We start from the raw sequence: 15,472 nt of genomic DNA, 5'->3' as shown, positions 1-15,472 counted from the left end.
ATTCGTAAGTCTTAATTCGTAATTCTTCTTCCTACTTCACTAATCTCAAACTCACAGGATATTTGTACAATTCTCCGTTACTTGCTTTCACGGCTGCAATGATGCTGAATACTACATTCAGAATCCATACCAGGTTGCCCAGCTCGAACCAGCTCCAGTGATAGAAAAAATAGCCACGGCTCCAGAAAGTGGCCATTGACCACAGGCCTGAAAGGATAGCGCTGAGAACGTTGAGCGCCACGGCTGCAATGCTTATCGTGATCTGAAAATTAATGGCTTCTTTGCCCTGTTCATCTACCAGGGATGACTCATTACGTTTGATCAGCCAGAGGATCAGTACGCCGAGAATGTTACCAACTGTAGGTATAATGAACATGCCTATCAGGCCGCCCAGATGAACAAGGGTCCCCCAGGTGCGTTCGTCTTTTGGGTTCATAAAAATAGAAATTAATTGTAATGGGAAGTTAAGCGGTTATTTTAGTATATCAAAAAGAAAGGAATAAAAAAACTACAAACCTGTAAGCCGGATTCTGTTCCCTGGCCGGCAAGCCGGCCAGAGCTGCTATCATTTATCTGCGACAGCGTTCACACGCTACCTGTATCTGCCTACCCTCGGTCATCGGACGAGCAGCCCTCAATCGACCGTATACATGGCATTTCAGCACGCAAGGTTTACCCGTACAAACAGTTACCTGCCTGTACCGTGGGCTCTTACCCCACATTTTCACCCTTATCTGCAAAACAGACGGTTATTTTCTGTGGCACTGTCTGTTCCCGGTCTGCACCGGGACCCACCCGTTAGGTGGTGCGTTGCTCTACGCTGTCCGGACTTTCCTTCCCACTGATAATATCAGCGAAACGATAGCACGGTTTGTAGTTGAAGCGCGAAGGTAATAAAAAATATTACCTGAATGTTATCTCTGTAGCGCCATAGCCATATTTGGGATGGTACTGGTTAACGAAGTTCGCCACTTCGGGAGTTTGCTTTAATACCTGGTGAATCTCATCGCGGAGCTTGCCCTTGCCTACGCCATGAATAACCACCAGTTTGTGCTGATGATGGCTGATAGCCAATTCCAGGTAACGCTGGAAAGCATTCAGCTGAACCGCCAGAATGGCGATATTGCTCATACCTTTCCAGTTCTTTTCCAATACTTCTATGTGCAGATCTACCTCGTCTTTCGGTTCAAGCGTGGTTTCAGGCTGCAGCTGTATTTTGGTTAAAAGACTGGCAAAATTTCCCGAGCCTATCGTTGTTGCCGTAGCCTTTTTCTTAGGCTGTTCCACAGGCGCCGGTGGTTCCGGTTCACGTTCCGGGAACTTATCAAATAACGGGTAAGTTATAGTAGCTTCTTCCTTACTACGCAGCTGCTCCAGCTGTACAAACATCTGTTTGGGCTTTATTTTCCAGCTTTTCTTCACAGAAGTAGCCAGTTTAGGTTGCGGCTCCTTCAGGAAAAAGGTAAACTCCAGCCGTGGATTATCATTCAACGACTCAAACAGCAGATCCGACAGGTAGAAATGATTATAAGGCTGTATCTCGTTCTTTATCTCCAGATCCATCTGGTTATTCAGCCATACCTGGAAATAGAAGCGTATCGCATGGGGAGTATCATTAAACAGGTGGAACTTCATCAGTTTCACGGTTTCATCATACCCATCCATCTGGTATACCGGTAAAACAGACAGAAACATGCCCTTGTCTGTCTTAAAGACTTCATATTTACTTCTGTCTACCTTAATCTCATCCCCCGGGATCAGTTTTGGTTTCTCCTGCACCAGTTTCTGCTTAGTAAAGCGGTGGAAATAAGGAAAGTCTATCTGATCCAGGTATACAGGAAAAGTAGTTCCTTTCATTTCTATCATCACCATATTATCGTTCACGAGGTCAACAACCGTACCCTCTTCCTTAGAGCTCAACAGCAGAATCCTGTCGCCAATTTGGTATTTCATAATTGCATTCTTCTGATGCAAAAATAGACTTTTGAGGGGAAAATGTGTCGAAGAAGATTCAGGAAAGAAGACACGACACCCTGTACCATTGAGAAAACAGCACTCACAGACACGGCTATATGAAAAAAAGGCCTACTCGGCGTACTTGTGTTTACGGGGTTTTTCAGGATGCCTCCGCATATATTCATCTACCGAAATACGGCCGCTTCCTTCTATAACAAACAGGATCAGCAGGAACAGCACCAGCAGAGAAAGCCCTACCATAGGATATACGGTAAACAGTCCTGTAGGAGAATGAACAAAAAATACAGCACCCAGCAGCACCGGGATATTGACCATCGCGGCAAACCTGGTCACCAGGCCCATGGCAATAAACAGCCCGCCCACGGTGTGGACAAAAACCACATAATGCCCGAGCAGCATCGATAATGTGACCAGTGCAGGATTTTGATTAATCATTGCCGTCAGTGCATCGCGGTCCTGTACGAACCGGATACCTACGTACATCAAAAATACACCCAGCAGAATGCGTACTGCACTCAGCCAATTGGGGTGGTGTGTGTCGCCCCAGTGTTCAACCCGTTGTAGCATGTTCATAAAACATAGATTTTAGGATCAAAGAGCTACGCTGAAGTTACGAAAAAAGAAGCTGCTTTACAATTTCTGCTTTGCTGCCAGCTTGCTATGGGAATAGCTGTAAAGGAAGTAGATTACCAGCCCTATTGCCATCCAGATTGCAAATACAATCCAGTTTTTCAGGCCGATCTCTGTCATCAGGTAAAAACAACTCAGCATACCCAGAATCGGGATCAGGGAGAGCTTACGGGTGATGGAAAGATAAACGATGATAATGGTAACGATCCCGAACAGGTAGAAAGGGATATTATGTTTCCAGACATCCCAGCCACCGGCTACGAAGAACCGGCTGGCAATATCGTTACGGAAAACGACTACCAACAGCCCTACAATCAGGGGTACAATAATCTGTCCGTTGATATAGGGCAGCTGAAAACGTTTGGTGGTAGCTTTTTCCTCCCTCGGCAAAATGAGTACCCCACCACATACAAGGATAAACGCAAAAAGGGTTCCTATGCTGGTCAGGTCTGTTACGATAGTCAGGTTCACGAACAGCGCAGGTATCCCTACCAGTACACCGGTAATAATAGTGGCGTAAGAAGGTGTTTTAAACCGGGGATGTATTTTGGCGAAGCGTTTCGGCAGCAGTCCGTCGCGGCTCATACTCATCCAGATTCTTGGCTGACCAATCTGGAAAACCAGCAACACACTGGTAGTGGCCACCACAGCGCTTATAGATATAAGATAGCTGATAGTTGGCAAGTGCACAGCCTGAAAAACAAAAGCCAGGGGATCATCTACCTTTAATTTTGAAAAAGGCACCATACCTGTGAGTACAAAAGAAATCAACACGTACAATACCGTGCAGATGATGAGCGAATAGATCATCCCTTTAGGCAAATCCCGCTGGGGATTGGCACATTCCTCGGCAGTGGTACTCACGGCATCAAACCCGATATAGGCAAAAAATACGGCCGATACCCCTTTCAGCACACCTGAAAAACCATTCGGCATAAAGGGCGACCAGTTAGCCTTATCTACATAAAAGAACCCTACTACGATCACAAAAAGTATCACCAGTATTTTCAAAGCTACCATCGCATTGGCGCTGCGTTTACTTTCCTGTATACCTACATAGGCCAGCCAGGTAACCACTATTACAATGAAAAAAGCGGGAAGGTTCAGTATAATGGGAACGCCTGCAATCCGGGGCGCGGCCGCCAGCACTTCCGGGGTGGCACTGTCGTAGTTACTGGCAAGCCACAAAGGCAGGTCCAATCCAAACCCGTGCAGGAGATTATTACAATAGCCGCTCCACGAAATGGCCACGGCAATATTACCAATTGCATATTCCAGGATAAGCGCCCAGCCAATGACCCAGGCTGCCAGCTCTCCGAAACTAAGGTAGGAGTACGTATAGGCACTACCGGAAACAGGCACCCGGGAGGCAAATTCAGCGTAGCAAAGTGCAGAGAATCCACAGGTGATAGCGGTAATAATAAATAGTAATGATACGCCAGGCCCGCCATGATAAGAAGCCTCTCCTATGGTGGAGAAAATACCGGCGCCTATCACAGCCGCAATCCCCATTGCTGTAAGGTCTTTCACTTTCAGCACTTTGTTCATCCCACCGGTTTCGTGACCGTCTGTCAGTCCTGCTTTGGTATCATTTAATATGGAGGCAAGCGATTTTCTACGAAACAGCGATTTAGATGACATTGGCTCAAGGAATTACGAAGTTACAGTTGTTCTAAATTTAATAAAGATTGTCTGGTGCGCGAAAAAAGTTATGCTGATTACCCTGATTAATCCTTCAGAAAAAATCAGAGCAATCAGCATAATCATCTTCATCCTGAATAAGACAAACGCGAATATAATGCGATTTTAAATACGAAACTTACTGCTGGCGGTTTAAGAGATAATTTGCCAGCTCCATCAGCGGTGTTTTGCGGGTAGACAGTACCGCGATGTCGTCGAGGCTTTCGAAGGCCTTTTGCTGAAAACGTTCTTTTTCTTTCTCTGCCCATTCATCTACTTTGCAGCTGCGGAACAGTTCCAGCACACGTTCTACCTTATCGGCCGGGGAAGTTTCCATCAACATTTTCAGTTCGGCACGTTGGGCCGGGCTACAAAGCTCCAGTGCTTTGAGCAGGAGGAATGTTTTTTTATTCACGAGGATATCGCCACCCTGTTGTTTTCCGAATTTTTCCGGGTCTCCGAAGGCATCCAGGTAATCGTCCTGGATCTGGAAGGCGATGCCTATGTTTTTGCCAAACGAGTACAGGTGCTGCTGGTTCCCCTCTCCCGCACCGCCGATAATAGCGCCCATTTGCAGACTGGCAGCCAGGAGCACGGAAGTTTTCAGCCCGATCATGTTTACATAGTCGTCGTAATTCACTGCTTCCGGCGGCATATGCTCAAAATCCATGTCCAGTTGCTGTCCTTCGCACACCTCGATGGCTGCTTTGTTAAACACCCCGATGATCTTCTGCTTATAATTCGCCTCTACTTTATTCAACCGCTCGTAAACATTGATCAGCATTACATCTCCTGCAAGAATGGCTGCCGATTCGCCATAAACGGTATGTACGGTCGGCTTACCCCTTCTGAGCGGGGCTTTATCCATGATATCGTCGTGCAGGAGCGTGAAATTATGAAAAAGCTCAATAGCGCTGCCGGTTTCTAAAGCATCCTGATGCAGCTCATCGAAAAGTTCGTTTCCCATCATACAAAGCACCGGCCTGATTCTCTTACCTCCGATGTCGAGGATATGAGAGGCCGCATCATAGAGATTGGCGGGGTGTTTCGGGAACTGTTGCTGATCGAAATGCAGACTGAACTGCGCTATTAACTCTTTAAATGAATGCATTGCTGTTGATTCGTGTTTTATTTTTTATTCTTTTTCTTTACCGGACCTTTTGTTGTTTTTTTTGCGGAAGACACTGACTTAACCGTTTTCTTCGCCGGTGCAGCCTTCTTTGCAGCTGTTGCTTTAGATGCCGGTGTTGCTTTTTTAACGGTAGATGCCGGTTTGGTGGCCTTTTTAGGGGCAACGGTCTTCGCAACAGGTTTAGCCGCTTTTTTTACAGTAGCAGCTTTGGTGGCAGCAGTTTTAGCAGTTGCTTTCTTTGCTGGTGTTACCTTTACTGATTTTTTTACCGGAGACGAAGTACTGGCGGCCTTTTTAGGGGCTACAGTCTTCTTAGTAGCTGCTGCGGATTTCGTAGCAGCCTTCTTTACCGGTGTTGCCTTTACCGATTTTTTTACCGGAGATGAAGCACTGGCGGCCCTTTTAGGGGCTACAGTCTTCTTAGTAACTGCTGCGGATTTCGTAGCAGCCTTCTTTACCGGTGTTGCCTTTACCGATTTTTTTACCGGAGATGAAGTACTGGCGGCCTTTTTAGGGGATGCAGTCTTCTTGCTGGCTGCTGCGGATTTCGTAGCGGCATTCTTTACCGGTGCAGGTTTTGCAGTGGCCTTCTTTGCCGTTGTTGTTTTCGTTGCCTTTGCCTTCACTGTTTTTTCAGGAACAGCAGCTTTCCTGGCTGCCGGCTGTTTTTTAGCTGGCTCAGCCACGGATGTAGCCGTAGTCTTCGTCGCTTTTCCCGGGGCTTTTGTTTTCACTTCAGTCCGTTTCGGAGCCGCTTTGGCTGGAGCCGGTTGAGGCTCAGACTGCGCTACCGGTGATTGCTTTACAGGTCTTGCATGTTTGCGGACCGGCGCCGGGCTTTCTGCAGGAGCCACGCCTTCAGGCGCGGTTACAGGTGCCTTCGTTTTTTCCTCCATCTGCGACGGGGTTACCTGAGGCGTTGCAGATGCTGCCGGGTCAATTGTTATTTCCCCTGGAGTTACAGGCACCACATGGGTTTCTACTACTACCTGGTCTACCACTGGTAATGGCTTAGGCTCGCTGAGCGATACCTTTGGTGCGCCTTCCTGCTGCCAGGGTTTAGCACGTTGCCTGTCTTTCTTCTTCTTACGGCCCTCGTGGCGTTCCTCCCTGCGTTCTTCACGCTGGGTTGGTTTGAACGCACGCTCTGCAACGACGGTTCCGGTCAGTTCGTCTTCCAGGTCGTAATCGAGCTGGCGCTTGGCCAGGTTGGCGGCCACTACGCGGATACTCACTTTCTGGCCTATACGAAATTTGCGTCCGGTGCTTTGTCCAACCAGCGCATAATCTCCTTCGTTGTATTGGAAGTCTTCCCGTTTATTCAGGCTGTGTATACTGATCAGTCCTTCGCATTTGGTATCCATGGTTTCCACCCAGAAACCGAAATGTGCCACTCCACTAATCACTCCTTCGAAGGTATGACCGATGAATTGCTGCATGTATTCTACCTGCTTGTATTTGTTACCAGCTCTTTCAGCATCCATCGCTTTGCGTTCCATTTCGGAGCTGTGTTTACATTTCTGCTCCATCTGTTTATCAGGCTTCACGTCGTTGGCCAGGCATTCTGCCAGCACACGGTGTACGAGTACATCGGGGTAACGCCGTATCGGAGAGGTGAAGTGACAATAGTCTGCAAAGCCGAGGCCGTAGTGGCCTATATTGTTGACGGTATAAACCGCTTTGGCCATAGTGCGGATACCCAGTGTTTCGAGTACCGGCTGCTCGGGCCTTCCCTGTACATTCAACAACATATTGTTGAAAGAGGCGGCAATGGTTTCCGGGCCACTCAGGTCGAATTTATATCCAAACCTCCCTGCAAACAGGGCAAATACTTTCAGCTTTTCGGGGTCAGGAGTATCATGCACCCTGTAAGGGAAAGGTACTTCCTGCTTATTGACCCTGATTTTCGCTACATAGGCTGCGATGGTTTTATTGGCCAGCAACATAAACTCTTCAATCAGCTGATGCGCTTCTTTGCTTTCCTTGATCACGATGCCAATAGGCTTGCCGGTTTCGTCGAGTTTGAACCGCACTTCCTGAGAAGAGAAGTTGATGGCGCCATGTGCAAATCGTTGCCCACGCAGTGTTTGCGCTATTTTATTCAACAACAGAATTTCTTTCTGATACAACCCGCTTCCGCTTTCAATGATCTCCTGCACTTCTTCATAGGTGAACCGGTGATCGGAATGGATCAAAGTTCGGCCAATCCAGTGCTGTTTGATTTCACCGCTCTCATTCATCTGAAACATGGCCGAAAATGTAAGCTTGTCTTCATGCGGACGCAGCGAGCAAAGCTCATTAGAGATCTTTTCCGGCAGCATGGGCAGTACACGATCCGGCAGGTAAACAGAGGTAGCTCTTTTATCGGCTTCCTTATCCAGTTCTGTTCCCGGGAGCACATAATGGCTCACATCAGCGATGTGAACGCCAATCTCATACAATCCGTTCTTCAGCGGGCGGATGGAAATGGCATCGTCAAAGTCTTTCGCATCAACAGGATCGATGGTCATCGTCAATATCTTGCGGACATCCTTCCTGTTTCGTACTTCCGTTTCCGTTATATTCTCCTGCAATTGTTCCAGTTCTGCCATTACTTCTTTGGGGAAGTTCAATGGGAAACCTGATTCGATCAGGATTTCCTTCATGGCGAGGTCGTTTGAATCGCTTGCATCCAATATTTCGAGGATCTCTCCTACCGGCTTACGGGATTTCTCGCCCCAGGCTACGATCTTTACTACCGCTTTATCGCCGCTTTTGGCCTGTCCGAGTGAGTTTGCCGGAATATAGATATCCGGCATAAAGAGTCCTTTATCCGGTATAAGGAAGGCAAAGTTTTTGCTTACCTGCAGTGTACCGGTGAATTCGGTTTTATTTCGTTTAAGGATTTCCGTTATAACGCCCTCCATCCGGCCCTGGTTATGGGCCTGTTTCAGCACGTCTACCAAAACCTCGTCTTTATCGAGTGCAGTCTGGAGGTTTTTCTGTTTCACCATGATATCCTTTGTCAGGCCTTCCACGATAACGAAAGCCATTCCTGATTTGGTGACTTCCACAATACCTTTAAAGGTTTTCTTCTGGCCGTGACTGTGACCATGATGTGGATGATGTGGATGGTGTTGCTGGCGTGGGTTTCCGCCTTTCTTATTTTTATTTTTCTTTCTTCTGCTCATTTTAGTCGTAAGTTATTGACCTGGTGCAGGCAGATGCCTGCCTATATAGTCAAAAATAAAGTTATTAAATGATTCTGCTTCACCGAAAAGGAAGGAAATTTCAACCGGCATCACTGCAATTTGCAGGTTTTGTTCCGTCAGTGCGGCTTTGAGAAGCTGTAACCTTACCGCATCTTTCTCTGTGGTAATGACAATCTTTTCTTTGCCTGGCAGGTCGTCGCATTCCTTCTTGATCTTGGCGATGTCTTTCTCCGAATAGTAATAATGATCGGGGAAAGCTAGCAGGAAAACCTGCTGATAGCGGTTTTTAAGCTCTTCCAGCAGGGGTTCGGGCCTTGCAATACCGCATGCCAGCAGTACCGTGGCCGATCCGGGGATTTCAACCGGTTGATGGGTCATCATATCGGTGGGGGTACCGTATTGCAAGGTAGTGAAAAAGAGCCGCTGATGAGGCAGCGGGTTAATTTCTTTTTCAAGGGCCTGTTTTTCTGTCACGCTCATCGCAGGCGGACACTTGGAAACAATAATGCAGTCTGCGCGGTGGTAGCCTTTCCGCCCTTCCCTCAGGCGCCCGAAGGGCACTACATGATCGCGTGTAAAGAGGCGGCTGTAGTCGGTGAGCATGATATTCAGTCCTGGCTGAATAGACCGGTGCTGGAAGGCATCATCCAGCAGTATCACCTGTGTATCCGGCTCATCGCTGAGCAGCTGGGGTACTGCCAGCATCCGTTCTTCACCCACACATACGCTGATATCGGGGTATTTGACATGAAACTGCATGGGTTCGTCGCCGATATCAGCGGCGGTGCTATGGGCATCTGCCAGCAGGTAGCCACTGGTACGGCGGTTATATCCACGGCTGAGTGTTGCCACCCGGAAATAGTTTTTCAGCAAACGGATCATGTACTCTACATGCGGGGTTTTGCCGGTTCCGCCTACAGAGAGGTTGCCGGCAGCAATCACCGGCAGATCAAATTTAACCGCTGTAAGAATTCCCTTGTCATAGAAGCGGTTCCGCAGCCACATTACCAGTCCGTAAAGCAGGGAAAAGGGATATAGAAGTACTTTCAGGTATCTGAGCACTGTTGTTTATTTAAAATGATAAATATGATCCGGGGTAACCACCGTATGTAGTGGGATATCCCAGGCATCCGCATTTTCAATTACCGGCACCGGCCCAAAAAAAGATAATCCGATAGTACGTACATCCGGACGGCATTGCTTCAGGAAGCGGTCGTACATGCCCTTGCCATAGCCCACCCGTTGCCCTTTCCGGTCAAACGCCAGCAAAGGTACAAACACCAGGTCTATATCATGCAGCGCCACTTCTTCCCCATGGTCAGGCTCAGGAATGCCAAATTTATTCTTAACAAGGATGGTATTGGTTTTCCAGAGATAGTGCTGCATTACCCCGGTTTTCAGATCCGACCGGGAAAGAGCCCAGCTCATGGCCGGCTGGTGCTCCCGCAACCATTTCACCATCTGCCAGGTATCTACTTCATTCTTTTCAGAAATTGGCAGGAAAACATGTGCCAGCCTGATGCCGTTAAAGTCCAGCTGCTGTACGCCGACCAGCAGTTGTTCATTCAGCGTGGCCACAGTAGCAGCATCCAGGTTCAGTCGCAGCTCCAGGTATCGTTTTCGTATATCCTTTTTAGTGGTCATGCCAGTAAACTATGCAGCGAGGTAGTCAACAACTGTGCCTGTTGCTGAATAAATGCCTTATCTACAGTATTGGCCTGCGGAATACGACCAATCCGCGGATACCCACTCCATTTTACAATATCATCTTCATTACTATGGTAATCGCCTCCGAATACCCATCCAATAACGGGAATGCCCGCGTGCTGCAGCACCCGCGCAGTGAGCATGGAATGATTAATACTGCCAAGATAATTCCGGGAAACCACCACCACGCCGGCTTTCAGCGCCAGAATCAGGTCCAGGGTGGTAATATTGTCTGTAACAGGTACCAGCAACCCGCCGGCTCCTTCTATGATCAATGGTCTCGTTGCAGGCTGGTAAAGGTCCGCCAGTTCCAGGATACGGGATGCATCGATGTTTGTGTTTTCCAGCCGTGCAGCCAGGTGAGGAGATGCCGGTGCTTTCAGCTTAAAGGCTTCAGGGTGACAAACTGACACGGTGTTTGACAATAGCGATCTTACTTCGTCTGTATCTGTTCCTTCCAGCAGCCCTGTTTGCACGGGTTTCCAGTAATCGGCCCCCAGCGCTTCGGTAATACAGGCGGCTGTAACGGTTTTTCCGACACCGGTACCAATACCGGTTATAAATATTCTTTCGCTCATCCGGCCCCAAAGATAGCGCCTGATTTAGTCTGTCAGTTCATTTCCTTTAAAAAAGTCTCCAAATTGGTTGCTCTTTCCAGTCCGAATTTCTGTTTCAACCGGTATTTGGTCATACGCACGCTTTTGGGTTCTACATTCAGCAGGCTGGCAATCTGTTTGGTATCCATACCCAGGTACCAGTAAGCGCAGTATTTCTGATCGAGGGAAGTAAGTTTCTGCTGGGCTTTTTCGTTCAGTTGCTTAAAAAAATTGGGATGTACCTCTTGTATGCTGAACTTTGCCTTCTCGAAATCCGCGTCCAGTATATTTTCTTCTCTAATGATCTGCTGAATATTGACGGGATCTTCCACTTGCAGTTTTTCCTTAAGGGTTTGCAATACTTCGTTTTTGTGCTGTACCTGTAACTGCCGGATCATTACCTCATCCCGCAGCTGCTGTTGCTGCAGTTCCAGCAGCTCCTGCTCCGCCTTCAGGCGTGCCTGCTCTTCGTTCTGCAAACGAATAAGTGTTTGCGCCTCATGTTGTTCGGCCTCCAGCTTTTTCTGCGCCTCCTGTGAGAATTTCAGATTAAAATAGTAGGACCGGAACATAAAGAAAACCCCTACCAGGCCAATTCCTGCCAGCCCCAGATACAGATTCTGCGCCTTTTGCCGGCTTCGGGCCTGCTCCTTCAGTACCTGTACCTCCTGTTCCTTTTTTTTTGCCTGGTATTGAGCTTCGAGCTTATTTACGATCAACGCCTGATCTTCATCAAACAGCTTTGCGTTGTTCTCCACCAGCTTTTTCTGCAGTTCATATGCCTTTTTATAATCACCTTTTTGGGCATAGAGATCCGACTGGTCTGTCAGCAGGTTGTTGTGAGTATAATAATATGGCAGGCGGGCGCTATCCAGTACTGTCATTCCCTTTGCAAAATAGTTATCCGCAGCGGCAAAATCGCCGCCCGCTTTCGCAATACGGCCAAGCATACCGTAGCAACTGGCCTCAACATCCTCATTTATTTTTAAACCCTTCGCGCGGGAGGTATTCAGCAAAGCCTGCACGGTATCTGTAACCACAATCCCCATTGCGGGATTACGATCAAAATAATACCGCAGATAATAGCTGGAGAGATTCAACCGGGCCAACGCATAAGTTTCATAGGAGATTTTTCCGGGATGGGTAAAATAGATGTCCCCTGCCTGCCTGGTGTAATAGATCACCGAATCCAGGTCGTACTTATTCTTTTCCCTGTCGTACCGATAGGTATATACTACCCCTAATGCTGAACAGGCGGAGCTGAGCAGCTCCATATCCGCGATTTCCCCGGCTATCATGGCCGTTTTCTTTGCGTAATAAAGACTTTTCTCAAAATCGTTGTAATTGGTGTATACCGTGTACAGGTAATAATAACACCGTCCCTGCAGAAACTGATCTTTGTTGTCCGGCTCTGCCTCTTTTAGAATTTCCTGACAATACTTCACCACCATTTCACTATTGTCAAGTGCATAATAGAAAATAGCTTTTGCGTAGTTCACATAATTCCGGCACACCAGGTTCTTCCCATCTCCCCCCGCCCATTCTACTGAATCCATATACAACTGTGCCTTTTTGAAATCCGACTGGTTCAGCTGGATATGCATCAATACACTATATGCCTTTACCTGCTCTACCTGATTCTTTTCACTTTCAGCAGCCAGTTTATAAGCCTCCGCCATTTTTGCGGCTGCGTCATAGGCGCTGTTCATCCTGTACGTATTGGCCAGTTTATAGTATATATTAAATTTTTCTTCATTTTTTGATATGGTCAACGCCTTCTTAAGACTGTCTACATATGGATTATGTTGTGCCCCGGCAACTACAGGAAGGATGCTCAACATCATCATCAGGGCAATAAACTGGTTCTTCATTTTGTGAAAGTATTAAAATTTTCAGCCTGCTACAGCATTCCAGCTTTAAAAAAACAGAGCGTCTACAACAATAATAAGCTAAAAATCAGCTACTTACAAATAATGTAGACATCGAGTAGACATTCTGTAGACGCTCTATCCAACTGAAGTAGGAATTACGTAGGCGGTCAAAACTTTGAAGGTCAGATTTTGCCGGCCAAATTTGCAACAGCAATAATTATGGGAGACATTACATCTTCCTAAACCTCCAAAATTCAAAATCACACAATCATGGACAACAAAACAGTATCAATTGTTTCTTACATCACGCTTATCGGGTGGCTCATCGCCTATTTCTCAGGAAAAGAAAAGGCAGATGATTTTGCCAAATATCATCTCCGGCAGGGACTTGGATTGATTATTTTCTCCTTTGTGCTGGGCTTTACTTTACAGATCCTAATGAGTGTAACACATATTTTTGCGCTGAGTTATATTAGCTTTATCTCCATCTTTTTATTGATCATTGGCATCATCAATGCCTCCAATGGGGCCAGGAAACCCCTTCCTATAATCGGAGGTTTTTTTGAGAATAAGTTTTCTTTCATTGGCTAACTATTATTTTAAAACCGGGCAATCAACCATCATTGCCTGGTTTTTTACTGCCTTGTTATGTCTGATTCCGGCCATGATACTGCACAACAGGGAACGATAAGTATTTATCTGATTAAAATTAAACCCAAAACTTTTATGACGGATTATAGATATTACCAGCAGATAAGCCCGAACGTTTACAAAAGAAAAAGCCTAAATAGCCAATTCGTTATCGTGGCTGCATTACTTTTTGCCGTAGGCGCCTGGTTCTTCCTCAAAAGAGCCCCGCAAGTGGAAGCCTATATATTTTCAGGTATTCTGTTCATATTTGGATGTTGCTTTATCGTTAAGATGTTCAGCAGCGTTGTTATAGACGGGAACAGTCAGCTCATAACCCAAAAATCGGGGCTATTGTCATCCAAACGAACAATGGCCTTTGCCGATATCCAAAGCTTCAGCCTAAGCAACCAGATCTATGTTTTGATATTGATTTCTTCTGCTTATGCTATTGTAAATCGATCCAATAAACAGGAGCCTGTCTTATTAGGAACAAACTTAATGAATGTAAAAAATTCGGAAGCGCTCCTGCTGGAAACTGAAAAAATACTTGGAAGGCGATGAAAGAGCAAATGATACACTGGCAGGACGGGAACCTGATATTGACCCCCAACCGTTGCTACAGTAAATTAACGAGAAGGATTATTGTTACAGGTGTGCTTTTCCTGGCATTGGGTCTTTACCTGGAGATCCGGTTTGCGGATTTTTGGCAACTGCCATTGGCAATAGGATTGTGTTTGACGGTATTGCCCTTACTCTACCTTCTGATGGTTGTTAGCCAGACAATCACTATTCCGAAAGGTCCGGGACCGATAGTCTTCCAGGTAGGTAAGCTGTACAGGAAAGAAATCTGGAATAAGCAGGAAACGGAACTGGTTCGCAATTCGATTAACGGAAGACTGTTCCTCGCCATTAGTAATAAAAATAATCCATACGGGAAGGCCTACCAGATCAGTCCTTTTCTGACCAATAAGCAAAAGGAAATCTTCTTTGAGCAGGAAATTCTGCCAATAGTGCATCTACAGTTAGAAGCAGAAAAATAACACCGTACAATTCCGTAGTATTAAAGGAGTTTTGAAAAAGTAAAAGTACATATGGGCGATAACAGCATCACTATGATTCACCTCGCTGAGGCCTTTGATGAACTAGACGATAAAACGTTCTATTGGACTGATGGTAAAAATGTATTTTATCGGAATACCCAAATAAAAGGAGCAGCTGTCGACAGCTTTGTTCATTTTCGCGGCGTCTGGGCAAAAGACGTAAAAAACTGCTACTCCTGCCCGACAAAGCTCAGGGGGGCCGACCCACATACATTTGATGCGTTAAACCTGACCTTTGCAAAAGACAAAGAAAGTGTGTGGACTTTAGCGGGCAAAATAAAAGATGCAGATGCGGAAACCTTTGTGGTATGCGACGAAGGAGAACATTCGTTTGGTAACGCCGTAAAGCATGCCGGCAGTAAGACCTTTCTTCACGAAAGCTTTGCGCCTTATGGATTCGGTAAGGATAAAAGCAACGTATACTATTTTGATTTCCAGGGTAAGACCAAAATTGTAAAAAAAGCCAACCCGGAGACATTTGTATCTTTTAATGACAGCTATTTTGGATATGATGAAAAACAGGTCTTTTGTGGATTTGCTGTTATTCCGGGCGCCGATCCTGCAACGTGGATTAAGCTGAAAAAGCACTATTACTATTCAAAAGATAAAAACAAGATTTTCTATTTTAACAGATGGATTAAAGAAGCCGATTCCGCAACTTTTGAAATCGTTGATATTCCTTTCAATATCGGACAACCGCTACAACTAGCCCGGGACAAAAATCGTGCTTACTGGAATGACAGGGAGATTTCCTTTGAGGAATTAGACAGGCAGGTGAAGAAACGTGCCAGGGTCTATCATGAGGTTACGGAATTACTCAAATAACTTTCCCCAGGGAATATACATAAAACAGTGAATGCTGCCACCATACCAGGTTCTATTCTATTGATGTGAAATACAAGACTAAAGACAAACAGAAAATTAATCTCATAAAAAAGAAGGCCAGTCCAAAAGCATT

The 15,472-nt window shown here is 46.3% G+C and carries 14 protein-coding genes and 1 other RNA gene; 4 read left to right on the top strand and 11 right to left on the bottom strand.

The genetic code is table 11. The annotated features are described in order from the left end of the window. Positions 1–31 precede the first annotated feature (31 nt). From UNH61_RS12290 to UNH61_RS12240, 11 genes are all read right to left on the bottom strand, one after another. Positions 32–436, bottom strand: coding sequence for a DUF4870 domain-containing protein (locus UNH61_RS12290; protein WP_326992287.1), 405 nt, complete (start codon positions 434–436; stop codon positions 32–34). Positions 437–503: 67 nt separating this feature from the next. Further along, positions 504–878: RNase P RNA component class A (rnpB, locus tag UNH61_RS12285), an RNA gene on the bottom strand. Positions 879–903: 25 nt separating this feature from the next. Next, on the bottom strand, positions 904–1,953 hold the full coding sequence (locus UNH61_RS12280) for a Smr/MutS family protein (protein WP_326992286.1): 1,050 nt from the start codon (positions 1,951–1,953) through the stop codon (positions 904–906). A gap of 132 nt (positions 1,954–2,085) precedes the next feature. Beyond that, a complete protein-coding gene (locus UNH61_RS12275) occupies positions 2,086–2,550 on the bottom strand; it encodes a DoxX family protein (RefSeq protein WP_326992285.1) in 465 nt (154 codons plus the stop codon). Between the two features lie 57 nt (positions 2,551–2,607). Continuing rightward, positions 2,608–4,248: an amino acid permease gene (locus UNH61_RS12270; protein WP_326992284.1), complete on the bottom strand. Its 1,641-nt coding sequence runs from the start codon at positions 4,246–4,248 to the stop codon at positions 2,608–2,610. Between the two features lie 178 nt (positions 4,249–4,426). Further along, positions 4,427–5,398 (bottom strand): polyprenyl synthetase family protein, encoded by a 972-nt coding sequence (locus UNH61_RS12265; protein ID WP_326992283.1) that lies wholly within the window; start codon positions 5,396–5,398, stop codon positions 4,427–4,429. 17 nt (positions 5,399–5,415) lie between these two features. After that, on the bottom strand, positions 5,416–8,589 hold the full coding sequence (gene rnr / locus UNH61_RS12260; protein WP_326992282.1) for a ribonuclease R: 3,174 nt from the start codon (positions 8,587–8,589) through the stop codon (positions 5,416–5,418). A 12-nt stretch (positions 8,590–8,601) separates the two neighbouring features. After that, positions 8,602–9,672 (bottom strand): tetraacyldisaccharide 4'-kinase, encoded by a 1,071-nt coding sequence (lpxK, locus tag UNH61_RS12255; protein ID WP_326992281.1) that lies wholly within the window; start codon positions 9,670–9,672, stop codon positions 8,602–8,604. Positions 9,673–9,678: 6 nt separating this feature from the next. Beyond that, complete coding sequence (locus UNH61_RS12250) at positions 9,679–10,254, bottom strand: 5-formyltetrahydrofolate cyclo-ligase (protein WP_326992280.1); 576 nt, start codon at positions 10,252–10,254, stop codon at positions 9,679–9,681. Continuing rightward, complete coding sequence (gene bioD / locus UNH61_RS12245) at positions 10,251–10,895, bottom strand: dethiobiotin synthase (protein WP_326992279.1); 645 nt, start codon at positions 10,893–10,895, stop codon at positions 10,251–10,253. Before bioD ends, UNH61_RS12250 begins: the two co-directional genes overlap by 4 nt. Before the next feature lie 32 nt (positions 10,896–10,927). After that, positions 10,928–12,784 (bottom strand): hypothetical protein, encoded by a 1,857-nt coding sequence (locus UNH61_RS12240; protein WP_326992278.1) that lies wholly within the window; start codon positions 12,782–12,784, stop codon positions 10,928–10,930. Positions 12,785–13,054: 270 nt separating this feature from the next. Here UNH61_RS12240 and UNH61_RS12235 point away from each other — a divergent pair, with 270 nt between their 5' ends. The 4 genes from UNH61_RS12235 to UNH61_RS12220 all read left to right on the top strand — a co-directional run bounded on the left by UNH61_RS12235 (position 13,055) and on the right by UNH61_RS12220 (position 15,339). Further along, the gene (locus UNH61_RS12235) at positions 13,055–13,375 is read left to right on the top strand and encodes a DUF4870 domain-containing protein (RefSeq protein WP_326992277.1); all 321 of its coding nucleotides are present in this window, start codon (positions 13,055–13,057) and stop codon (positions 13,373–13,375) included. Between the two features lie 57 nt (positions 13,376–13,432). Next, positions 13,433–13,975: a hypothetical protein gene (locus UNH61_RS12230; protein ID WP_326992276.1), complete on the top strand. Its 543-nt coding sequence runs from the start codon at positions 13,433–13,435 to the stop codon at positions 13,973–13,975. Further along, a complete protein-coding gene (locus UNH61_RS12225; protein WP_326992275.1) occupies positions 13,972–14,454 on the top strand; it encodes a hypothetical protein in 483 nt (160 codons plus the stop codon). Before UNH61_RS12230 ends, UNH61_RS12225 begins: the two co-directional genes overlap by 4 nt. 72 nt (positions 14,455–14,526) lie before the next feature. Continuing rightward, on the top strand, positions 14,527–15,339 hold the full coding sequence (locus UNH61_RS12220) for a DKNYY domain-containing protein (RefSeq protein ID WP_339071094.1): 813 nt from the start codon (positions 14,527–14,529) through the stop codon (positions 15,337–15,339). The last annotated feature ends 133 nt before the right edge of the window (positions 15,340–15,472 follow it).

This window comes from Chitinophaga sp. 180180018-3, assembly GCF_037893185.1.
Classification (GTDB): Bacteria; Bacteroidota; Bacteroidia; order Chitinophagales; family Chitinophagaceae; genus Chitinophaga.
This window is presented reverse-complemented; position numbering and strand designations above follow the sequence as displayed.